This window comes from Streptomyces sp. NPDC002795, assembly GCF_042888725.1.
GTDB lineage: Bacteria > Actinomycetota > Actinomycetes > Streptomycetales > Streptomycetaceae > Streptomyces.
Window position 1 is genome coordinate 19,424 of record NZ_JBIAQB010000017.1, and the last position, 21,068, is coordinate 40,491.

A 21,068-nucleotide genomic window follows, 5' to 3' on the forward strand; every position below is an offset into this window, starting at 1 on the left:
GCGACATGCGCCAAGTGTCGCACCTGTCCCCGCCCCTCAGGACGCCGGGGCCGCCTCGGCCGTGTCGGCCGCCTCGTCCTCGACGGTGCGGTTGCGGCCCGCGAACACGCCCACGACGATCTGCGGCACCATCAGCGCGGCCATCAGCGCGATCGGCGCGCCCCAGCCACCGCTGTGCTGGTAGAGGACGCCGACGAGCAGCGGTCCGGGGATCGAGATCAGGTAGCCGGTGGACTGCGCGAAGGCGGACAGCTTGGCGACACCCGCGCCCGTGCGGGCACGCATTCCGACCATGGTGAGCGCGAGCGGGAAGGCGCAGTTGGAGATGCCGAGCAGCACCGCCCACACCCAGGCGCCGGAGGACGGGGCGAAGTACAGGCCCGCGTAACCGGCGAGGCCGCAGACGCCGAGGGCGATCACCATCGGCCCCTGGCTGGGCAGCCGGGCGGCCATGCGCGGGATGACGAAGCCGAGCGGGATGCCCATCGCCATGGTGACGGCGAGCAGCACACCCGCGGTCGACGCGGAGACCCCCGAGTCGCGGAAGATCTGCGCCATCCACCCCATCGTGATGTACGCGGCCGTGGCCTGGAGCCCGAAGAAGACGGCGAGCGCCCAGGCGGTACGGCTGCGGGCGATCCGCAGGCCGCTTCCCTCGGAGGCCGCCGCGGACTCGGCGGCGGGCGACGCGGCGGCAGCCATGGTCGACGTGTCCTTCTTGCCCACGAGCGGCAGCCAGGCCAGGGCCGCCGCGACGGCGAGCACCGCCCACACCGCGAGCCCGGCCTTCCAGCTCCCGCCGAGCGCCGAGGTCACCGGAACCGTCGCGGCGGCCGCGGTGGAGGTGCCGAGCGCGAGGGCCATCGAGTACAGGCCGGTCATGGTGCCGACCTTGTCGGGGAACCAGCGCTTGACGATGACCGGCATCAGTACGTTGCTGACGGCTATGCCCATCAGGCCGAGCGCGCTGGCCACGAGGAAGCCGGCGGTGCCGCCGGTGAACGGGCGGACGACGAGACCCGCGGCGATGGCGAACATGCCGGCGCAGACGACGGCGCTCGCGCCGAAGCGCCTGGCGAGCCGGGGCGCCATCACACCGAAGATCGCGAAGCAGAGCGGCGGCACGGAGGTGAGCAGTCCGGCGACGCTGCCGCTCATCCCGAGCCCGTCGCGGACCTCTTCGAGGAGGGCGCCGAGGCTGGTGATGGCGGGCCGCAGGTTCACCGCGGCGAGCACGATGCCGACCATGACCAGGCGGACCACCCACGCGCGCGGGGCGGGCTTCTCGGCCCGCAGGGGCGTCTCGGGGTCGGCGCTCGGTGGTGCCATCGTCGGGGTTTCCTCACTAGCCATGAGACCCATCTTAGAATCATGGGATGATTGGTTGTCCAATCGGTTCGCTACGAAGGAATGTCATGCCGCTGACCTCGCCCCAGCGTTCGGCCCTGTCCGAGCAGGTCATCTCCGCCCTGCGCGCCCAGATCTCCTCGGGCGAGTGGCCGGTGGGCTCCCGCATCCCGACGGAGCCGGAGCTCGTGGAACAGCTCGGTGTGGCCCGGAACACGGTGCGGGAGGCGGTGCGCGCCCTCGCACACAACGGTCTGCTGGACATTCGGCAGGGCTCGGGCACGTACGTCGTGGCGACGAGTGAGCTGGCGGGCGTCATGCAGCGGCGGTTCGCGGAGGCCGCACCGCAGGACATCGCGGAGCTGCGCGCCACGCTGGAGTCGAGCGCGGCGAAGTTCGCGGCGGAGCGGCGCACCGAGCGCGACCTGAAGCAGCTCGACGCGCTGCTCGTGCGGCGCGAGGAGGCGTGGTCCTCCGGGGACACGGAGGCGTTCGTGTCGGCGGACGCGACGTTCCACCTGGCCGTGGTGGCCGCGTCCCACAACGACGTACTGACGGCGATGTACGCGGACCTCGGCGAGGTCATGCGGGACTGGCTGCGCGAGGACGTGGGCGAGCGGCTCACCGCGGAGAACCACATGGACCACGCCACGCTCGTCGACGCGATCCGGGCGGGCGATGCCGAGGCCGCCGCCAAGGAGGCCGCGCGCTATCCGTTCGACTGCCGCCCCGGCCGGCTCACGGCGACGGCTTGTGGTGACTGACCCAGGCGGTCCGCACGTTCTTCCAGCACCGGCCGTCCAGCCGCAGGGTCTCGGCCGGCAACACCGCCTTCGGACGTGTGTCCGTGTCGATGTCCCACCACTCGTCGCACTCGATGTGCAGGGCGACGCGGTCGATCGTCGGGTACGGGTTGTGGCAGGTGGCGCTGACGAGGTCGCGGTCGATGTCGATCCGGCACGAGGCGCCGGAGGGCGCCCGCCGCTTCGTCGGCTTCTCGTCCGACACCGCGTCGTAGGGCAGCGTGAACAGCAGGGTCAGCGCGGCAAGCGCGGGGACGACGCGGCGTGAGAAACGCAAAGGGGACCTCCTCGCACCAGCGTGCGTGGAGGTCCCCTCGGCCCGCCCGGCCGGTGGGCCGAACGAGTGAGTCAGATGTCAGGCGCCGATGGCGTGCAGACCGCCGTCGACGTGCACGATCTCGCCCGTCGTCTTCGGGAACCAGTCCGAGAGCAGCGCGACGATGCCCTTGCCCGCCGGCTCGGGGTCCTCGAGCTTCCACTCCAGCGGGGCGCGGGTGTCCCACACGGACGCCAGCTCGCTGAAGCCGGGGATCGACTTCGCGGCCATGGAGCCGAGCGGACCGGCCGAGACGAGGTTGCAGCGGATGTTCTGCTTGCCCAGGTCGCGCGCCATGTAGCGGCTGGTGGCCTCCAGGGCGGCCTTGGCCGGGCCCATCCAGTCGTACTGCGGCCAGGCGAACTTCGCGTCGAAGGTGAGGCCGACGACGGAGCCGCCCTCGGTCATCAGCGGCAGCAGCGCCATCGTCAGCGACTTCAGCGAGAAGGCGGAGACGTGCATGGCCGTGGAGACGGACTCGAACGGCGTGTTCAGGAAGTTGCCGCCGAGGGCGTCCTGCGGCGCGAAGCCGATGGAGTGCACGATGCCGTCGAGCCGGTCACCGAGCTGCTCACGGACCTGGCCCTCTAGGCGGGCGAGGTGCTCGTCGTTCGAGACGTCGAGCTCCAGGACCTTGACCTTGTCGGGCTCCGGCAGCTTCTTGGCGATGCGCTCGGTGAGCGTGGGACGCGGCCAGGCGGTGAGGATGATCTCCGCACCCTGCTCCTGGGCCAGCTTCGCGGCGTGGAAGGCGATGGAGGACTCCATCAGCACACCGGTGATGAGGATCTTCTTGCCCTCGAGGATTCCAGCCATGGTTCAGTGACCCATTCCCAGTCCGCCGTCAACCGGGATGACGGCTCCAGTGATGTACGCGGCATCGTCGGAGGTCAGGAACTTCACCACTCCGGCGATCTCCTCGACCTGCGCGTACCGGCCGAGCGGCACCTGCGACACGATGCCCTTGCGCTGCTCGTCGGTGAGCGCCTGCGTCATGTCGGTGTCCACGAAACCGGGGGCGACGACGTTGAAGGTGATGTTGCGCGACCCGAGCTCACGGGCGAGCGAACGCGCGAAACCGACCAGGCCGGCCTTCGAAGCGGCGTAGTTCGCCTGCCCCGCCGAGCCGAGCAGGCCGACGACGGAGGAGATCAGCACGACGCGGCCCTTCTTGGCGCGCAGCATGCCGCGGTTGGCACGCTTCACGACACGGAAGGTGCCGGTGAGGTTCGTGTCGAGGACGGACGTGAAGTCCTCCTCGGACATGCGCATGAGGAGCTGGTCCTTGGTGACGCCCGCGTTGGCGACGAGGACCTCGACGTTGCCGTGCTTCTCCTCGATCTCCTTGTAGGCCACGTCGACCTGCTCGGAGTCCGTGATGTCGCAGCGGACGGCGAGGGCGCCGGCGTCGACGAGCTCCTTGGGGGGCTCACCGGAGCGGTAGGTGAAGGCCACCTTGTCGCCCTGCTCCAGGAAGGCGCGGGCGATGGCGAGGCCGATGCCCCGGTTTCCCCCGGTGACGAGAACCGAGCGGCTCAACGGATCACCCTTTCGTTCGGCGGTCAGGTACGTCTTGAACCTATCCGGCCGCGGCACCGGGTGCCGAATCCGGGGGCGACAGGGCGAGGGGGTGCTGTCTGTGGGGTTCCCACAGACAGCACGTGTCGTGGTTCACTCACACGCACTGTGCCGCCTGCGCCGTGACAGAAGGGGAAGCCGCCCATGGCCCATGAGATCGATCAGTCGTTCCTCGCACTGCCCCTACGGGCACTCGCCGACGCCGCCCTCGCGCGCGCACGCGCGTTGGGAGCGGACCACGCGGACTTCCGTCTTGAGCGGGTGCGGGGTGCGTCGGTGCGGCTGCGGGACGCCAGGCCTTCGGGGGCGTCCGACAGCACCGACCTGAGATATGCCGTGCGCGTCGTACACGGCGGGACGTGGGGGTTCGCCTCCGGTGTCGATCTGACGATGGACGCGGCGGCGCGGGTCGCCTCGCAGGCCGTCGCGATGGCCAAGCTGAGCGCGCAGGTCATCAAGGCGGCAGGCTCGGACGAGCGCGTGGAGCTGGCGGACGAGCCGGTGCACGCGGACAAGACCTGGATCTCCTCGTACGAGATCGATCCCTTCACCGTGCCGGAGGAGGAGCGCGCCGGGCTGCTCGCCGACTGGAGCGCGCGGCTGCTCTCGGCGGACGGGGTGGCCCATGTGGACGCCTCGCTGTACTGCGTGCACGAGAACAAGTTCTACGCGGACACGGCGGGGACCGTCACGACGCAGCAGCGGGTGCGCCTGCACCCGGAGTTGACCGCGGTCGCCGTGGACGACTCCAGCGGCGAGTTCGACTCCATGCGCACCATCGCGCCGCCGGTGGGGCGCGGCTGGGAGTACCTCACCGGGACCGGCTGGGACTGGGGCCGGGAGCTCGCCGAGATCCCCGAGCTGCTCGCCGAGAAGATGCGCGCGCCGAGCGTCAAGGCGGGCGCGTACGACCTGGTCGTGGACCCGTCCAACCTCTGGCTGACCATCCATGAGTCCATCGGGCACGCCACTGAGCTGGACCGCGCGCTCGGCTACGAGGCGGCGTACGCGGGCACCTCCTTCGCCACCTTCGACCAGCTCGGGAAGCTCAAGTACGGCTCCGAGATCATGAACGTGACCGGGGACCGGACGGCCGAGCACGGGCTCGCCACCATCGGGTACGACGACGAGGGCGTGGCGGGACAGTCCTGGGACCTGGTGAAGGACGGGACCCTCGCCGGATATCAACTCGACCGGCGCATCGCCAAGTTGACCGGGTTCGAGCGCTCCAACGGGTGTGCGTACGCGGACTCCCCCGGGCACGTTCCCGTACAGCGGATGGCGAACGTGTCGCTCCAGCCGGACCCGGGCGGGCTCGCGACGGAGGACCTGATCTCGGGGGTCGACCGGGGTCTTTACCTCGTGGGCGACCGGTCGTGGTCCATCGACATGCAGCGCTACAACTTCCAGTTCACGGCGCAGCGCGCGTACGCGATCCGGGGCGGGAAGCTCGCCGGGCAGGTACGGGACTTCGCGTACCAGGCGACGACGACGGACTTCTGGGGCTCCATGGCGTCGGTCGGCGGCCCGCAGACCTACGTACTCGGCGGCGCCTTCAACTGCGGCAAGGCCCAGCCGGGCCAGGTCGCCTCCGTCTCGCACGGCTGCCCGAGCGCGCTCTTCAAGGGCGTCAACATTCTGAATACGACGCAGGAGGCCGGTCGATGAGCGTCACGCACGGGAGCGGCCGGGGGTCCGGGGGTTGTCCCCCGGGCAAGCACAGTCTGAATACGACGCAGGAGGCCGGTCGATGAGCCCGCGTGCCAGCAAGCCGTACGAGATCGTCGAGCGGGCCCTCGAACTGTCGCGGGCCGACGGTTGCGTGGTCATCGCCGACGAGACGTCCACCGCCAATCTGCGCTGGGCGGGCAACGCGCTCACCACGAACGGCGTCACGCGCGGGCGCACCCTCACCGTCGTCGCGACGGTCGACGGCAAGGAGGGCACGGCGAGTGGTGTCGTGTCCCGCTCCGCCGTGACCGCCGACGACCTCGAACCGCTGGTGCGCGCCGCCGAGGAGGCCGCCGCCAAGGCGGGGCCCGCCGAGGACGCGCAGCCGCTGATCGGCGACGTGGCGCACTCCCCCGACTTCACGGACGCGCCCGCCGAGACCTCGTCCGCCGTCTTCGCGGAGTTCGCGCCGGCGCTCGGCGAGGCGTTCGCGCGGGCCAGGGCGGGCGGCCGCGAGCTGTACGGGTTCGCCAACCACGAGCTGACCAGCAGCTATCTCGGTACGTCGACGGGGCTGCGGCTGCGTCACGACCAGCCCAACGGGACCCTGGAGATGAACGCCAAGTCGCACGGCCGCAGGCGGTCGGCGTGGGCGGGCCGGTCGACGCGGGACTTCAAGGACGTCGACCCGGCGGCGATGGACGCGGAGCTCGCCACCCGGCTCGGGTGGGCGCAGCGGCACATCGACCTGCCCGCCGGGCGCTACGAGACGCTGCTGCCGCCGACCGCCGTGGCGGACCTGCTGATCTACCAGATGTGGTCGGCGGGGGCGCGGGACGCGACCGAGGGCCGCACCGTGTTCTCCGAGCCGGGCGGCGGTACGCGGCTGGGCGAGCGGCTCAGCGAGCTGCCGCTGACCCTGCGCAGCGATCCGCACGAGCCGGGGCTCGAATCGGCCCCGTTCGTCCTCGCGCACGCCTCCAGCGACGCGTCGTCGGTGTTCGACAACGGGCTGCCGGTCGGCGCCACCGACTGGATCCGTGAGGGGGAGCTGAAGCACCTCACGACGACCCGGCACAGCGCGGCGCTCACCGGGCAGCCCGTCGCCCCCGCCATCGACAACCTGATCCTCGACGGCGGCGGCACGAAGTCGCTGGACGAGATGGTCGCCGGTACGGAGCGGGGCCTGCTGCTCACCTGCCTCTGGTACATCCGCGAGGTCGACCCGGCGACGCTGCTGCTCACCGGGCTCACCCGCGACGGTGTGTACCTCGTGGAGAACGGCGAGGTCGTGGGCGAGGTGAACAACTTCCGGTTCAACGAGTCGCCGGTCGGCCTGCTGGGCCGGGCCACGGAGGCCGGGCGGACGGAAAAGACGCTGCCCAGGGAGTGGGGCGACTGGTTCACCAGGGCTGCGATGCCCGCCCTGCGGGTGCCGGACTTCAACATGAGCTCGGTCAGTCAAGGCGTCTGACGCCCATAGACTGGCAGGGTCCCAGCAGACCTGTTCAAGGAGAACCAGAACCGTGACCGACATCGTCGACGAGCTGAAGTGGCGTGGCCTGTGGGCCCAGTCCACTGACGAGGACGCACTGCGCAAGGCGCTCGCGGACGGTCCGGTCACGTTCTATTGCGGCTTCGACCCGACCGCGGCCTCCCTGCACGTCGGCCACCTGGTGCAGGTCCTGACCATGCGCCGGCTCCAGCAGGCGGGCCTGCGCCCGCTCGCCCTGGTGGGCGGGGCCACGGGCCAGATCGGCGACCCGCGCCCGACGGCGGAGCGCACGCTGAACGACCCGGGGACGATCAGGCTCTGGGTCGACCGGCTGCGCTCGCAGATCGAGCCGTTCCTCGACTTCGAGGGTGAGAACGCGGCGACGATGGTGAACAACCTGGACTGGACTTCCGGGATGTCCGCGATCGAGTTCCTGCGTGACATCGGCAAGCACTTCCGGGTCAACAAGATGCTGACCAAGGACTCCGTGGCCCGCCGCCTGGAGTCCCAGGAGGGCATCAGCTACACGGAGTTCAGCTACCAGCTCCTGCAGGGCATGGACTTCCTGGAGCTGTACCGCCGCTACGGCTGCACGCTCCAGCAGGGCGGCTCCGACCAGTGGGGCAACCTCACGGCCGGGCTCGACCTGATCCACCGCCTGGAGCCGGACGCGGTGGCGCACTGCGTGGCGACGCCGCTGATGGTGAAGGCGGACGGCACCAAGTTCGGCAAGTCCGAGGGCGGCGCCATCTGGCTCGACCCGCAGATGACGACGCCGTACGCGTTCTACCAGTTCTGGTTGAACACGGACGACCGGGACATCTCGAAGTACATGCGGATCCTGTCCTTCAAGTCCCCCGAGGAGCTGGAGGAGCTGGAGCAGCAGACGGAGGAGCGGCCGCAGGCCCGTGCCGCGCAGCGTGCCCTCGCCGAGGAGCTGACGACGCTGGTGCACGGCGCGGACCAGACGGCCGCCGTGATCTCCGCCTCGAAGGCGCTGTTCGGTCAGGGCGACGGGAACCTCTCGGACCTGGACGAGGCGACGCTCGCCGCGGCCCTGTCCGAGCTGCCGAAGGCCGAGGTCACCGAGCTCGGCCCGGTCGTCGACCTGTTCGCCGAGGTCGGCCTCGTCGCCAGCAAGTCGGCCGCGCGCCGCACCGTGAAGGAGGGCGGGGCCTACGTGAACAACGTCAAGGTCGCCGCCGAGGACTTCGTGCCGGGCGCGGACGAGCTGCTGCACGGGCGGTGGCTGGTTCTGCGGCGCGGCAAGAAGAACCTCGCGGCCGTGGAGGTCAAGGGCGCGTAGGGCTCTCGCCCCGTACCCGGAAGGCCCGGCCCGCCACTCAGCGGGGCCGGGCCTTCAGCCGTTTCCGGGCGTAGGGCCTGATCCAAACGACAGGCCCCAGTGCGACAGGACCTACGCCTTGCTCTTGTTCCCGCGCAGCGCCACCCACACCCGGTCGCCCACGCCGACCACGACCACCGCGCCGATCAGCTGCAGCAGATGGCGGATCCAGTCGATGCCCTTGGTGTCGTTGACTCCCATGCCCGTGGCCGCCCAGTTGCCCAGGACGCTGCCGATGATGCCGAAGACCACTGTCAGCCACAGCGGGATCTGCTGCTTGCCGGGCAGGATCGCCTTCGCGATCAGGCCCAGGATCAAGCCCACGATGATCGCCCACAACCAGCTCATGTCGTCGCCTCCTCATGCGGTACGGGACGCCGAGCGGCCGCCCACGCGATCAGTCTCACCGCGTACGCCATACGGCGCATGTCGGACAGCTCCGTACGTGGTATGGCGCAGGCCGTGCTCCCAGGCCGGGCCCGCCCCCGGTCTCGTAGCCGACGCATACCGGGCGTACCGTGGACGAGTCCGGTCCGGGGAGAGTCCGGCGAGCTGGCGGGTGGTGGAGTGTGAAGCGGAAGCGCAAGGGCAACGGTGGGGCAGAGGTTTTCCGGATCACGGGCGCCCGGCAGGGGCTCGCCGACGATGTCCGCAGCCGGCAGCGCCGGTACATCATCTCGATGTCCGTCCGCACCGTTTCCGTGATCCTGACCGCAGTGCTGTGGAACGTGGAGCGGCACGTCGCCATCGTGACGCTCGTTCTCGGCGTACTCCTCCCCTACGTCTCCGTGGTCTTCGCCAACGCGGGCCGGGAGAACGCGCCCTCCCTTCCGTCGACCTTCGTACCCGCGCCCTCACGCCCCGTGATCTCCCCGGTGCCGTCCGCCGACACCGCGGAATCCGCCCCGGAGGACCGGGCCTGAGCAAGGGTCGGACCCGGCGCACAACCGGTCGACAAAGCTCAAGAAAAGCTCAGATCAATCATGTTGTTCCGGTGCCGGGCGGTGGGTCCCCCGTGGCATACTGCGGGAGCGCTCCGCATCCCCCGTCGGAGCGACGGACCGACGCCGGGCAGCTCCCCCCGTGGCTGCTCGGCGTCGCCATTTCCGGGGCGTTTAAGGTTGACGCGTGAACCTCGCGAACCTCTCCGGACCGTCGCCCGAAACTCCCCAGTGCTCGGCCAAGGGCTGTCGCGCCGACGCCGTGTGGGTGCTCGCGTGGAACAACCCGAAGCTGCACACTCCGGAGCGCCGCAAGACGTGGCTGGCGTGCGACGAGCACCGCGAGCACCTGGCCAAGTTCCTCGGCGTACGCGGGTTCCTGAAGGATGTCGTGGCGCTCGCGGAGTGGGACGGCCCCGAGACCGAGGGCTGAGGCCTCAGCCGCCGATCGCCGACATCGGGCGGTCCGGCTGCAGGAACGACGGGTCGTCGAGACCCGAGCCCGCCTTCTTGCCCCACATGGCGCGCTTCCAGATGGCGGCCAGTTCCTCGTCCGGCATGTCGGAGCGCAGGGCCGCCCGCAGATCCGTCTCCTCCGTGGCGAACAGGCAGGTGCGGACCTGGCCGTCCGCCGTGAGCCGCGTGCGGTCGCAGGCCGAGCAGAACGGGCGGGTCACCGAGGCGATGACGCCGACGCGGTGCGGCCCCCCGTCCACGATCCAGCGCTCGGCGGGCGCGGAGCCCCGCTCGCCGGACCCTTCCTCGGTGAGCTCGAAGCGCGTACGCAGCGAGGTGAGGATGTCGCCCGCGGTGATCATGCCCTCGCGCTTCCACCCGTGCTGGGCGTCGAGCGGCATCTGCTCGATGAAACGCAGCTCGTAGTCGTGCTCGACCGCCCAGGCGAGGAGGTCCGGGGCCTCGTCCTCGTTCAGCCCCGGCATCAGGACCGCGTTGACCTTCACCGGGGTCAGGCCCGCGTCGCGCGCCGCTTCGAGGCCCTCGATGACGTCCTGGTGCCGGTTACGCCGGGTCAGGGTCTTGAAGACATCGGGGCGGAGCGTGTCCAGCGAGACGTTGACCCGGTCGAGGCCCGCCTCCTTGAGCGCCCCCGCCGTGCGCTTCAGCCCGATCCCGTTCGTCGTGAGCGACATCTTCGGGCGGTGCTCCAGGGCCGCGACCCGCTCGACGATGCCGACAAGGCCGGGCCGGAGCAGGGGTTCGCCGCCGGTGAAGCGGACGTCGGTGATGCCGAGGTCGGTGACCGCGATGCGGACGAGGCGGACGATCTCGTCATCGGTGAGCAGATCCGGCTTGGCGAGCCACTGCAGGCCCTCCTCGGGCATGCAGTACGTGCAGCGCAGATTGCACCGGTCGGTCAGCGAGACCCGCAGGTCGGTTGCCACTCGGCCGTATGTGTCGATGAGCACGTGGGCCCCCTCCCTCGGCGGTTCTTACCTACTGATCCCGAGCCTACGTGACGGGTCTGACAGCGGCAGGCCTGCGAACAGACGAGTGTGCCGGGCCCCGCCTCGTAGGGATCTACGACGCGGGGCACGGCACACAGGAGACAGAGCTGGTCAGTGGGCTCCGGTGCCCGTCAGGGAGCGGACCTCGAGCTCCGCGTACTTGCCCTTGTCGGCCTTCTCCTTGGCGACGTAGGTGCCGATGACGCCCAGCAGGAAGCCGACCGGGATCGAGATGATGCCCGGGTTCTCCAGCGGGAACCAGTGGAAGTCGGCGCCCTTGAACATGGAGGTCTTCGGGTTGCCCGAGACGACGGGCGAGAAGAGGACCAGGAAGACCGCCGTGAACAGGCCGCCGTAGATCGACCACAGCGCGCCGTTGGTGTTGAACCGCTTCCAGAAGAGGGAGTACAGGATCGTCGGCAGGTTCGCGGAGGCCGCGACCGCGAAGGCCAGGGCGACGAGGCCCGCCACGTTCAGGTCGCGGGCGAGCGCGCCGAGGGCGATCGAGACGATGCCGATGAAGACGGTGGCCCAGCGGGCCGCCTTCATCTCCTGCTTCTCGGTGGCCTGCCCCTTCTTGATGACGTTCGCGTAGATGTCGTGCGCGAACGAGGAGGACGAGGCGAGGGTCAGACCCGCGACGACCGCGAGGATCGTGGCGAAGGCGACCGCCGAGATCGAGGCGAGCAGGATCGCGCCCCAGCTGGAGTCGACGCCGCCCAGATGGAGCGCCAGCAGGGGTGCCGCCGTGTTGCCCGCCGGGTTGGAGGCGATGATCTCCTCCGGCTTGATGAGCGCGGCCGCGCCGAAGCCGAGCGCGATCGTCATCAGGTAGAAGGCGCCGATGATGCCGATGGCCCAGTTGACCGACTTACGGGCCGCCTTGGCGGTCGGCACCGTGTAGAAGCGGATCAGGATGTGCGGCAGGCCCGCCGTGCCGAGCACGAGCGCGATGCCGAGCGAGATGAAGTCGATCTTCGACGTGGCGGTGAGGCCGTACTTCAGGCCGGGCTCCAGGAACGCCGAACCCTTGCCACTGGTCTCGGAAGCCGTACCCAGCAGGTCGGAGATGTTGAAGTTGAACTTCAGCAGGACCAGGAAGGTCAGCAGGATGGTGCCGGCGATCAGCAGCACCGCCTTGACCATCTGCACCCAGGTGGTGCCCTTCATGCCGCCGATGGTGACGTACACGATCATCAGGACGCCGACGAGCGCGACGATGCCGACCTTGCCCGCGTCCGAGGTGATGCCGAGCAGCAGCGAGACGAGCACGCCCGCGCCCGCCATCTGCGCGAGCAGGTAGAAGATCGAGACGACGATCGTCGAGGTGCCGGCCGCCGTACGCACCGGGCGCTGGCGCATCCGGTAGGCGAGCACGTCACCCATCGTGTAGCGACCGGAGTTGCGCAGCGGTTCCGCGACCAGGAGCAGGGCGACGAGCCAGGCGACCAGGAAGCCGATCGAGTAGAGGAAGCCGTCGTAGCCGAAGAGGGCGATGGCGCCCGCGATGCCGAGGAACGACGCGGCGGACATGTAGTCGCCGGATACCGCGAGGCCGTTCTGGAAGCCGGTGAACTGGCGGCCGCCCGCGTAGAAGTCGGACGCGCTCTTGGTCTGGCGGCCCGCCCAGACGGTGATGACGAGCGTCGCGAGGACGAACACCGCGAACAGGCTGATGATCAGCGGCCGGTGCTCGCTGGCCTCGGCGGCCAGGGGGATCTGGGACATGACGGGGCTCATGCGCCGCCCTCCATACGGGCCTTGATGGCCTCTGCCTTGGGATCGAGCTTGGCGGCGGAGTACCGCGAGTACCACCAGGCGATGAGGAACGTGGTCAGGAACTGGCCGAGGCCGAGGATGAGGGCGACGTTGATGTTGCCGAACACCTTGGTGCCCATGAAGTCGCCCGCGTAGTTCGACAGCAGCACGTACACGAGGTACCAGGCGATGAAGCCGACGGTCAGCGGGAAGGCGAACGAGCGGTGCGCACGGCGCAGTTCACCGAACTCCGCGCCTTCCTGCACCTCGATGAACTTCTCGGTGGAGGGCAGCGCGGGCCCGTCGTGCGGGCTGCCCTGCTGCGGTGGTGGTGCGTCGGTGGACACGGACTCTCCTCGCGATGGGGTGCTGTCTCTCGAACCTCGACGTGATCTGGATCACGCGGGCCGGGTCGCGATGGTAGAGCTCCCCGACCCCCTGCACAACGGCACGGGCGCACGGTCGACGCGGTTCAACTCACCTTGTTTCTTTCGGAACTTCTTTCGGAACTCGTTGATGACCTGCGGTGACCAGAGATACGTTCACATCGCACCACGCGTCATGTACCTGCCCGGAACCCACTCGTGTTCTCGTCTACCGGGCATTTCCATAACCGACGGATGATGTGGAGACCCCATGGCTCATCTGCCTTCCAGACGTCTGCCCGCCAGACGCCTGTCGTCCCGGCGCCGCTTGGCCCTCGCCCTGCCGATCGGCATCGCGCTGACGGCCTCCTTCGGCTTCCTGCCGTCCGCGACGGCGGCCCCCGCCGTCGACTCCCCCTCGGCGACGGCCAGTTCGGCCTCCTCGCTCGCGTACGTGGTGAACACGCGCGGCACCGATGCCCGCACGATCTCCTCGGTGACGAAGGCGATATCCGCGGCCGACGGCTCCATCGTCGCGACGTACGCGAAGATCGGCGTCATCGTCGCCCACTCCTCGAACGCCGACTTCGGCAAGCGAATACGCGCGGCGAAGGGGGTGGCCACGGCGGGCGCGACCCGCACCGCGCCGCTCAGCCCGGCCGGCACCACCGAAGAGGGCGCCGTCCAGAAGCTGTCCAAGGCGGACGCCAAGTCCGCGGCCGCGCAGGCGACTTCCGCCCAGGAACCGCTCGAGGCCGACCAGTGGGACCTGCGGGCGATGGGCGCCGACAAGGCCGCGAAGATCACCCCGGGCAGCAAGAAGGTCACCGTCGGCGTCATCGACACCGGTGTGGACGACACCCACCCCGACCTCGCCCCGAACTTCTCCGCGTCGCAGTCCGCGAACTGCGTCGGCGGCAAGGCGGACACCTCGCCGGGCGCCTGGCGGCCCGCGAACCCGGACCACTACCACGGCACGCACGTCGCCGGTGAGATCGCCGCCGCGCGCAACGGGGTCGGCGTCGCCGGTGTCGCTCCGGGCGTGAAGGTCGCGGGCATCAAGGTGGCCGACCCGGTCAGCGAGCTGTTCTACCCGGAGAGCGTGGTCTGCGCCTTCGTGTTCGCGGCCGACCACGGCATCGAGGTCACCAACAACAGCTACTACGTGGACCCGTGGCTCTACAACTGCATGGACGACCCCGACCAGCGGGGCATCGTCGACGCGGTCAACCGGGCCCAGCTGTACGCCCAGAAGAAGGGCACGCTGAACCTGGCGTCCGCGGGCAACTCCAACCACGACCTCGACTCCGACGCGATCGTGGACGACTCCAGCCCGGACGACTCGACGCCGGTGAACCGCACGATCGACCCGCACACCTGCCTCGACATCCCGACGCAGCTGCCGGGCGTCGTCACGGTGAGCGCGACGGGCGTGACCAAGGCCAAGTCGTACTACTCGACGTACGGCAACGGTGTCATCGACATCGCGGCGCCGGGCGGCGACAAGTATCAGAAGCCGGCCGACACCCCGTCGAAGGACGGCCGCATCCTGTCCACGCTGCCGGGCAACCAGTACGGCTGGCTGCAGGGCACGTCGATGGCCTCGCCGCACGCCGCGGGCGTCGCCGCGCTCCTCAAGTCGACGCACCCGAAGGCCACTCCGGCGCAGTTGCAGTCCCTGATGAAGGCGCAGGCCGACAAGGAGCCGTGCCCGACCGCGTACGACGGGGACGGCGACGGCACGGTCGACGCGGTCTGCGAGGGCCCCGAGCGGCGCAACGGCTTCTACGGGTACGGGATCGTGGACGCGCTGAAGGCCGTCAAGTGACCGACGCCGTACGCACCATGTGAGGCGGACAGGGGCCGGGTGGCGCACGCCACCCGGCCCCTGCGTGTGCCGACCGTGTGCCGGGGCCAACTGCTGCGCGATAGTGCGGACATGACACATGCGCCCCATGCACCGGTCGACACCCGGGCCGCGTGGGCGGCGCTCGGCGGCGACCCCGCCCTGCTCGCCCGCGTCTCGTACCGCACGCGCGCGGGTTCGCTGCCCGCCCGCCTCCCCGTCGTCGACCTGGCCAGGTCCTGCGTCGGCTGCTGTTCCCTCGCCGCCGCCGAACTGGCCGCCACGCGCGCGAGGCACCCCCTCGGCGCCATCCGGGCGCGTGTCGACGACGGCGCGGTGGCCACCGCGTTCACCAGCGAGCGGCATCTGCTGATCGACGGGCGCGCGCCGGTCAACTTCGCGCCGCTGTCGCGCTTCTGGCGCACGCGGGACGGCTGGCTGCGCACCCACGCGAACTATCCGCACCACCGGGCGCGGCTGTGTGCGGCCCTCGGGACCGGCGTGGACGCGACCGTGGACGAGGTGGCGGCGCTGCTCGCGGAGCGCTCCGCGTACGAGGTCGAGGAGACGGTGTACGCGGCCGGGGGCCTGGCCGTCGCGCTGCGCACGCCCGAGGAGTGGGCCGCGCATCCCCAGGGCGCGCAGGTGGCGGCCCGTCCACTCCTGACGCTCGACCGGGCCGACGCGGCGCCGGCCCGGACGCTGTCGCGCGGGGTGCTCTCGCCCGCGGCCGGGATCCGGGTCCTCGACCTCACCCGCGTCATCGCGGGCCCTGTCGCCACGCGCACCCTGGCGCTGCTCGGCGCGGACGTGCTGCGGGTGGACGCGCCGCAGCTGCCCGAGGCGGCGGACGCGCACGCGGACACCGGTTTCGGCAAGCGCTCGGCCCGGCTCGACCTGGCGGACGCGGCGGACCGGCGCACATTCGACGAGCTGCTCGCGGGCGCGGACGTGGTGGTCACGGGGTACCGGCCCGGCGCGCTCGACCGGTTCGGGCTCGCTCCGGAAGCGCTCGCCGAGCGGCGGCCGGGGCTCGTGGTGGCGGCGCTGTCGGCCTGGGGCGAGTACGGCCCGTGGAGCGGGCGGCGCGGCTTCGACAGCCTCGTCCAGGTGGCGGCGGGCATCGCGGCGACCGAGGGCTCCCCCGAGCGCCCTGGCGCCCTGCCCGCGCAGGCGCTCGACCACGGTACGGGCTATCTGCTCGCGGCGGCGGTGCTGCGCGCGCTCACCGAGCAGACGGCACAGGGCGGTTCGCGGGTGGTGCGGCTCGCGCTCGCGCAGACGGCCGCCTGGCTCCTGCAAGGGGCGCGCCCGAGAGGGTACGGCGAGCGCGCGGAGCCGTACGAGGCGGACGATCCGGCCGCTTGGCTGACCGAGGCGGACAGCCCGATCGGGCGCCTGCGGCACGCCCTGCCGCCTCTGTCGTTCGACGGCGGTCCCGCGAACTGGGCGCGCCCTCCCGGGGGTTGGGGCACGGACGAGGCCGGGTGGCTGCCGGCCGGGTGAACCGCGGGGCCCCGAAATCGCGTCCTACGTAGTCGTGAACCGACGCAGCGCAGCACCGGACCCGGCCGCACATGGTCCGGATTCGCATGCCCCACTTGTCGGTCTGCGCTTGCCGGGATCCGTGCCGCCTGGTGAAGATCCAGTGGTGAGTTCCATACCGCCGCCCACCGAGGCTCCCGTTTCCGTCGCGGCTGCCGACGTCTCCCTGCGCAGCCCCGGCGCGGGGCGCGCCGTCGCCGTGCTCGTACTCGTCGCCGTCGCCGCACTGATCCCGCTGCTGGGGCCGCGCGCCGCGCTCGACGGCACCGGTGAGGCCTCGGCGCCCGGCGTCGGCGTGATCGCACTCCTGCGCACGGCCTTGTTCGCGGCGCTGTGCGTCCAGGTGGGCGAGGTGTTCGCCGGGTTCCTCGCGCGCAAGGTGGACCCGTCGCGGGAGCCGCCGCGCACCTGGTCGGCGTACGCGCCGTGGGCCGGGTTCGCGGCCGCGCTCGGGCTCGCCTCCGTGGTGGCCTCCGGGAACCTGATTCCGCACAGCGTCGCAGCGCTGGACATCGGCGGCCTGGGCGGGACACGCGACGGCGCGCTCGCGCTCGTGGAGGTCAACGGCTTTCTGCTCGCAGGCCTGTGCGCCCGCTGGCGGCGTCCGACGACGGCGCTCCTCCCGCTGGCCGCCGTGGCCGTGGCGGAGGCACTGCGGGCGCATCCGGCGGCCGAGGAGACCGCACTGCTCGGCTCGGGACTCACCCTGGTCCATCTGGTCTGCGCCGCCCTGTGGGTGGGCGGACTGCTGTACGTGCTGCGCACGACGCACGCCTGGCGCACGACCGCCCCCGAGGCGGGCACGGCACTTCTCGGCCTCTACGCGCGCGTGGCCGCGGTACTGCTCGCGGCCATCACCGCGACGGGCGTGTGCAGCACCCTGCGCCGGATGCCGCCGAGCACGGTCCTCGACCAGCTGACGACGACGGCCTACGGTCGCGTGCTGCTCGCGAAGGTGCTCCTGGTCACCGTCGTCGCGGGCCTCGCCCTGGTGGCGCGGCTGCGCCTGCGACGCGCCCCGGACCGCGGGAGCGCCTACGTGCCCGCGCGCGCGGAGGTCGTGATCCTGGCGGTCGTCGTGGCGGTGTCGGCGGCGCTGACAGCGCTGCCGGTGCCGATCCGCTGGTGAGCCCGTGTCCCCGTAGCGGCGCCTAGTTGGTGACCATCACCTTCAGGGCGGCGCGCTCGTCCATCGCTTTGTAGCCACCGGGCACGCCCTCGATGTCGACCGTCATGTCGAAGACGGGCGACGGGTCGATGGTCCCGTCCAGGACGTCGGGCATCAGGTCGGGGATGTACGAGCGGACAGGGGCGACGCCGCCGCGCAGCGCGATGTTGTGGTCGAACATGACGCGCAGGTCGACTCCACTGCCGCTGCCGTGCGGGACGCCGACGAAGCCGATGGCGCCGCCGTCGCGGGTGATGTTCACGGCGGTGTTCATGGACTGCTCGGTGCCGACCGCCTCGATCACGGCGTGCGCGCCCTGGCCGCCGGTGAGTTCGCGGACCGCCGCGACGGCCGCCTCGCCGCGCTCCGAGACGACGTCCGTGGCGCCGAAGCTCCGTGCGATGTCCGTACGCACCTGATGGCGGCCGAGCGCGATGATCCGCTCGGCGCCGAGCCGGTGGGCCGCGAGGACACCGCACAGGCCCACGGCGCCGTCCCCCACGACGGCGACGGTCGCGCCCTCGCGCACGCCCGCGCCGAGCGCCGCGTGGTGGCCGGTGCCCAGCACGTCGGAGAGCGTCAGGAGGGCGGACAGCAGACGGTCGTCGGAGGCGGCTTCGGCCGGCAGCGCGACGAGCGTGCCGTCGGCGTAGGGGACGCGCACGGCCTCGCCCTGGCCTCCGTCGTGGCCGACCGCGCCCCAGAATCCGCCGTGTTCGCACGACGTGGTCAGGCCCTCGCGGCAGTAGTCGCACACCCCGTCCGACCACATGAAGGGCGCGACGACCAGGTCTCCGCGCTTGAAGACGGACACCTCGGAGCCGGTCTCCTCGACGAAGCCGAGGAACTCGTGCCCGATGCGCTGCCCGGCCTGCCGCGCGGCCTCGCCCCGGTAGGCCCAGAGGTCGCTGCCGCAGACGCAGGCGCGCAGAACACGCACCACGGCGTCCGTGGGCCGCACGACGGCGGCGTCGGGAACGTCCTCCACGCGCAGGTCGTACGGAGCGTGGATGGTGGTGGCGCGCATGGGAGGTGTTCCTTTGTGCGGGACCTGCCATCGACGCAGGTCAGTGAGCGATGCGCCGGGTCGCGGCGCGCCTTTCACGGTACGCCGGAGGGGCCGCGGCCCGCTCCCCGAGCACCCCGCGCGCGATCAGGTACTGCGCCGCTACGTAGGTGCCCATGACCCAGAAGTCGGGGCGCGGCAGAGCGGGCCAGTCGGCGACTCCCATGGCGATGAGCGAGTCCGAGAGCAGGAAGAGCGCGCCGCCCGCGCCCGCCGCCGCCCCGAGCCGGGAGGACGCGAACGCCATGCAGGTCAGCAGCACGCTGTACGCGGCGACGGGCCCGCGCATGTCCGGCGGCAGATCGGTCCACAGCAGGGCCACCGTCACGACGAGCGCGACGCCGTACGCGGCGCCGAGCAGCGCGCCACGCGCGCGCGGCGTCCCGTGCCGCTTGAAGAGCACCAGGTAGCAGACGTGCCCGACGGCGAAGGCGCCCATCCCGGCGAGGAACACGGTGTCCTGGTCGAACAGCAGCAGCACGTCGCCGCACCACCCCAGCAGCAGGGCGGCGCACAGCAGCCGGGGGCCGCGGCACGCGATCACGTAGGCCGCGAGCAGCGGCATGAGCAGGGGCTTGAGGACGACGTGCGCGCTCTCCGTGCCCACGAGCAGCGCGACGAGGTCGGCGGCGCACACCACGAAGAACGCGGCGCGCCACATCGGTGCGGCAGGCCTCATGCGGCGCCCTCGGTGACCTTCTGCGGGGCGTTCGGCACGTCGGCGGGCTCCGGCTGCCACCCCGGCCCCCGGAAGACCCTCCCGGCCCGCTCACGCCAACCGGCCGCCGCCCGCAGGTCCCTGGCGATGGCCGCGTACTCGTGGGTGGCGACGCGCAGCGGGTTGTACGTGCTGATGTTCTTGGTGAGCCCGAACTCGGGGCGCTCGACCTCCGCCACCCACGACCCGAAGAGCCGGTCCCAGAGGATGAGGATCCCGCCGAAGTTCCGGTCCAGGTAGTCGCCTTGGGAGGCGTGGTGGACGCGGTGGTGGGAGGGCGTGTTGAAGACGAACTCGAAGGGCCGCCACATCTTGTCGATGCGCTCGGTGTGGATCCAGAACTGGTACACGAGGTTGACCGACGAGCAGAACGCGAGCGCCGCCGGGTGCACGCCGAGCGCGATGAGCGGCAGGTAGAACGGCCACACGGTCAGGCTCGTCCAGGGCTGCCGGAGCGCCGTGGTGAGGTTGAAGCTGCGGCTGGAGTGGTGCACCACGTGGCACGCCCACAGGATGCGGATCACGTGGTGTCCGCGGTGCGACCAGTAGTAGAAGAAGTCCTGGCCGAGCAGCATCAGCGGGATCGTCCACCACAGGACGGGCACGCGCAGCGGCGTCAGTTCGTACACGGCCGTGTAGATCGCGACGATCGGGATCTTCCACAGGAGGTCGAAGACCAGGCTTCCGAGCCCCATGGTGACGCTGGTCGCCGCGTCCTTGGTCTCGTAGCCCGCGGCGTCCTCGTCGGGGTGGATCCGGACGCTGATGATCTCCACGATCGTGAGCAGCACGAAGGCGGGGATCGACCACAGCACGGCATCGGGCAGGTTCGGGGACGGCATACGTGCACCGTAAGGTCCCTGACCTGCCCCCGGCTATAGGTAGTTACCGACAAGTAGTACCGCCGGTAAGGGTCAAATTCCGGCAGCACCCAACAAAGAACCCGCCGCATACGTGACCGCCATCGCGAGCGCTCCCCCGCCCACGTTGCGCCACACCGCGGGCCGCACCGCCGCGCTGCCCATCCGGGCGCTGCTGTAGCCGGTGAAGGCGAGCGCCGCGAGGACGGAGCCGACCGTGACGGGCAGCCGCCACTCGGAGGGCGGCAGGACGATCGCGAGCAGCGGCAGCAGCGCGCCCGCCGTGAAGGCGAGGAAACTGGCCCAGGCGGCGTGCCACGGGTTGGTGAGGTCGTCGGGGTCGATGCCGAGCTCCACGCGCGCGTGGGCGCGCAGCGCGTCCCGTTCGGTGAGCTGCTCGGCGGCCTCGCGGGCGACGTCGCGGCTGAGCCCGCGCTCCTCCAACAGGTCGGTGAGTTCTTCCAGTTCGGCGTCCGGCTGCTCGGTCAGCTCGCGCTTCTCCATGGCGATGGCGGCTTTCTCGGAGTCGCGCTGCGTGGACACGGAGACGTACTCGCCGGCCGCCATGGACATCGATCCGGCGAGCAGCCCGGCGAGCCCCGCCGTGAGCAGCGTGGAGCGGTCGTCGGTGGCTCCGGCGACGCCGACGACGAGTCCCGCGGTGGAGACCACGCCGTCGTTGGCGCCGAGTACGGCGGCGCGCAGCCAGTTGAGCCGCGAGCCGAGCGCGCCGCCGTGCGACTCGTCATGGGTGGTGTGCGCTCCTGGTTCCGTCACGCG

General features: G+C 71.1%; 21 protein-coding genes. 9 read left to right on the forward strand and 12 right to left on the reverse strand.

The features are described from left to right. Nucleotides 1-36: 36 nt before the first annotated feature. Nucleotides 37-1,329 carry a CynX/NimT family MFS transporter gene (locus tag ACFYWS_RS36755; RefSeq protein ID WP_389283937.1) on the reverse strand — a complete coding sequence of 431 codons (1,293 nt, stop codon included), beginning with the start codon at nt 1,327-1,329 and terminating at the stop codon, nt 37-39. 86 nt (nt 1,330-1,415) lie between these two features. Here ACFYWS_RS36755 and ACFYWS_RS36760 point away from each other — a divergent pair, with 86 nt between their 5' ends. After that, a complete protein-coding gene (locus ACFYWS_RS36760) occupies nt 1,416-2,111 on the forward strand; it encodes a FadR/GntR family transcriptional regulator (RefSeq protein WP_389283746.1) in 696 nt (231 codons plus the stop codon). On the opposite strand, the gene ACFYWS_RS36765 is transcribed toward ACFYWS_RS36760, so the two are convergent. The 3 genes from ACFYWS_RS36765 to fabG form a co-directional block, all read right to left on the reverse strand. Further along, nucleotides 2,086-2,427, reverse strand: coding sequence for a hypothetical protein (locus tag ACFYWS_RS36765; RefSeq protein ID WP_389283748.1), 342 nt, complete (start codon nt 2,425-2,427; stop codon nt 2,086-2,088). The genes ACFYWS_RS36760 and ACFYWS_RS36765 overlap by 26 nt on opposite strands. 78 nt (nt 2,428-2,505) lie before the next feature. Further along, nucleotides 2,506-3,282, reverse strand: a complete 777-nt coding sequence (gene fabI / locus ACFYWS_RS36770; RefSeq protein WP_389283750.1) for an enoyl-ACP reductase FabI — start codon at nt 3,280-3,282, stop codon at nt 2,506-2,508. Between the two features lie 3 nt (nt 3,283-3,285). After that, complete coding sequence (fabG, locus tag ACFYWS_RS36775; protein ID WP_389283752.1) at nt 3,286-4,005, reverse strand: 3-oxoacyl-[acyl-carrier-protein] reductase; 720 nt, start codon at nt 4,003-4,005, stop codon at nt 3,286-3,288. 183 nt (nt 4,006-4,188) lie between these two features. Here fabG and ACFYWS_RS36780 point away from each other — a divergent pair, with 183 nt between their 5' ends. The 3 genes from ACFYWS_RS36780 to tyrS all read left to right on the forward strand — a co-directional run bounded on the left by ACFYWS_RS36780 (nt 4,189) and on the right by tyrS (nt 8,516). Beyond that, nucleotides 4,189-5,712, forward strand: a complete 1,524-nt coding sequence (locus tag ACFYWS_RS36780) for a TldD/PmbA family protein (protein ID WP_389283754.1) — start codon at nt 4,189-4,191, stop codon at nt 5,710-5,712. 82 nt (nt 5,713-5,794) lie between these two features. Beyond that, nucleotides 5,795-7,189 carry a metallopeptidase TldD-related protein gene (locus tag ACFYWS_RS36785; RefSeq protein WP_389283755.1) on the forward strand — a complete coding sequence of 465 codons (1,395 nt, stop codon included), beginning with the start codon at nt 5,795-5,797 and terminating at the stop codon, nt 7,187-7,189. Between the two features lie 52 nt (nt 7,190-7,241). Next, nucleotides 7,242-8,516: a tyrosine--tRNA ligase gene (gene tyrS, locus ACFYWS_RS36790; RefSeq protein ID WP_389283756.1), complete on the forward strand. Its 1,275-nt coding sequence runs from the start codon at nt 7,242-7,244 to the stop codon at nt 8,514-8,516. 111 nt (nt 8,517-8,627) lie between these two features. Here the strand turns inward: tyrS and ACFYWS_RS36795 are convergent, their stop codons facing one another. After that, nucleotides 8,628-8,903 carry a GlsB/YeaQ/YmgE family stress response membrane protein gene (locus ACFYWS_RS36795; RefSeq protein WP_389283758.1) on the reverse strand — a complete coding sequence of 92 codons (276 nt, stop codon included), beginning with the start codon at nt 8,901-8,903 and terminating at the stop codon, nt 8,628-8,630. Nucleotides 8,904-9,124: 221 nt separating this feature from the next. Between ACFYWS_RS36795 and ACFYWS_RS36800 the strand changes: the two genes are divergently transcribed. Then, nucleotides 9,125-9,478, forward strand: a complete 354-nt coding sequence (locus ACFYWS_RS36800) for a DUF3099 domain-containing protein (RefSeq protein WP_389283760.1) — start codon at nt 9,125-9,127, stop codon at nt 9,476-9,478. Nucleotides 9,479-9,683: 205 nt separating this feature from the next. Then, on the forward strand, nt 9,684-9,929 hold the full coding sequence (locus tag ACFYWS_RS36805) for a hypothetical protein (RefSeq protein ID WP_389283762.1): 246 nt from the start codon (nt 9,684-9,686) through the stop codon (nt 9,927-9,929). A 4-nt stretch (nt 9,930-9,933) separates the two neighbouring features. Here ACFYWS_RS36805 and moaA read toward each other — a convergent pair whose 3' ends face one another. The 3 genes from moaA to ACFYWS_RS36820 all read right to left on the reverse strand — a co-directional run bounded on the left by moaA (nt 9,934) and on the right by ACFYWS_RS36820 (nt 13,067). Further along, a complete protein-coding gene (gene moaA / locus ACFYWS_RS36810) occupies nt 9,934-10,923 on the reverse strand; it encodes a GTP 3',8-cyclase MoaA (RefSeq protein ID WP_389283764.1) in 990 nt (329 codons plus the stop codon). Between the two features lie 150 nt (nt 10,924-11,073). Then, nucleotides 11,074-12,702 carry a cation acetate symporter gene (locus tag ACFYWS_RS36815; RefSeq protein WP_389283766.1) on the reverse strand — a complete coding sequence of 543 codons (1,629 nt, stop codon included), beginning with the start codon at nt 12,700-12,702 and terminating at the stop codon, nt 11,074-11,076. Then, on the reverse strand, nt 12,699-13,067 hold the full coding sequence (locus tag ACFYWS_RS36820) for a DUF485 domain-containing protein (protein ID WP_389283768.1): 369 nt from the start codon (nt 13,065-13,067) through the stop codon (nt 12,699-12,701). The genes ACFYWS_RS36815 and ACFYWS_RS36820 overlap by 4 nt, the downstream gene beginning before the upstream one ends. Nucleotides 13,068-13,356: 289 nt before the next feature. On the opposite strand from ACFYWS_RS36820, the gene ACFYWS_RS36825 reads away from it, so the two are divergent. The 3 genes from ACFYWS_RS36825 (at nt 13,357) to ACFYWS_RS36835 (ending at nt 17,605) form a co-directional block, all read left to right on the forward strand. Then, entirely contained in the window at nt 13,357-14,913 is a 1,557-nt protein-coding gene (locus ACFYWS_RS36825; protein WP_389283769.1) for a S8 family serine peptidase, read from the forward strand. A gap of 111 nt (nt 14,914-15,024) precedes the next feature. Continuing rightward, entirely contained in the window at nt 15,025-16,437 is a 1,413-nt protein-coding gene (locus ACFYWS_RS36830; RefSeq protein WP_389283771.1) for a CoA transferase, read from the forward strand. A 154-nt stretch (nt 16,438-16,591) separates the two neighbouring features. Next, nucleotides 16,592-17,605, forward strand: coding sequence for a CopD family protein (locus tag ACFYWS_RS36835; RefSeq protein WP_389283938.1), 1,014 nt, complete (start codon nt 16,592-16,594; stop codon nt 17,603-17,605). Between the two features lie 22 nt (nt 17,606-17,627). Here the strand turns inward: ACFYWS_RS36835 and ACFYWS_RS36840 are convergent, their stop codons facing one another. The 4 genes from ACFYWS_RS36840 to ACFYWS_RS36855 all read right to left on the reverse strand — a co-directional run bounded on the left by ACFYWS_RS36840 (nt 17,628) and on the right by ACFYWS_RS36855 (nt 21,065). Beyond that, nucleotides 17,628-18,671, reverse strand: a complete 1,044-nt coding sequence (locus ACFYWS_RS36840) for a zinc-dependent alcohol dehydrogenase family protein (RefSeq protein ID WP_389283773.1) — start codon at nt 18,669-18,671, stop codon at nt 17,628-17,630. Between the two features lie 40 nt (nt 18,672-18,711). After that, nucleotides 18,712-19,389 (reverse strand): lysoplasmalogenase, encoded by a 678-nt coding sequence (locus ACFYWS_RS36845; protein ID WP_389283775.1) that lies wholly within the window; start codon nt 19,387-19,389, stop codon nt 18,712-18,714. Then, nucleotides 19,386-20,270: a sterol desaturase family protein gene (locus ACFYWS_RS36850; protein ID WP_389283777.1), complete on the reverse strand. Its 885-nt coding sequence runs from the start codon at nt 20,268-20,270 to the stop codon at nt 19,386-19,388. Before ACFYWS_RS36850 ends, ACFYWS_RS36845 begins: the two co-directional genes overlap by 4 nt. A 72-nt stretch (nt 20,271-20,342) precedes the next feature. Next, nucleotides 20,343-21,065, reverse strand: a complete 723-nt coding sequence (locus ACFYWS_RS36855; RefSeq protein ID WP_389283779.1) for a VIT family protein — start codon at nt 21,063-21,065, stop codon at nt 20,343-20,345. Nucleotides 21,066-21,068 lie beyond the last annotated feature (3 nt).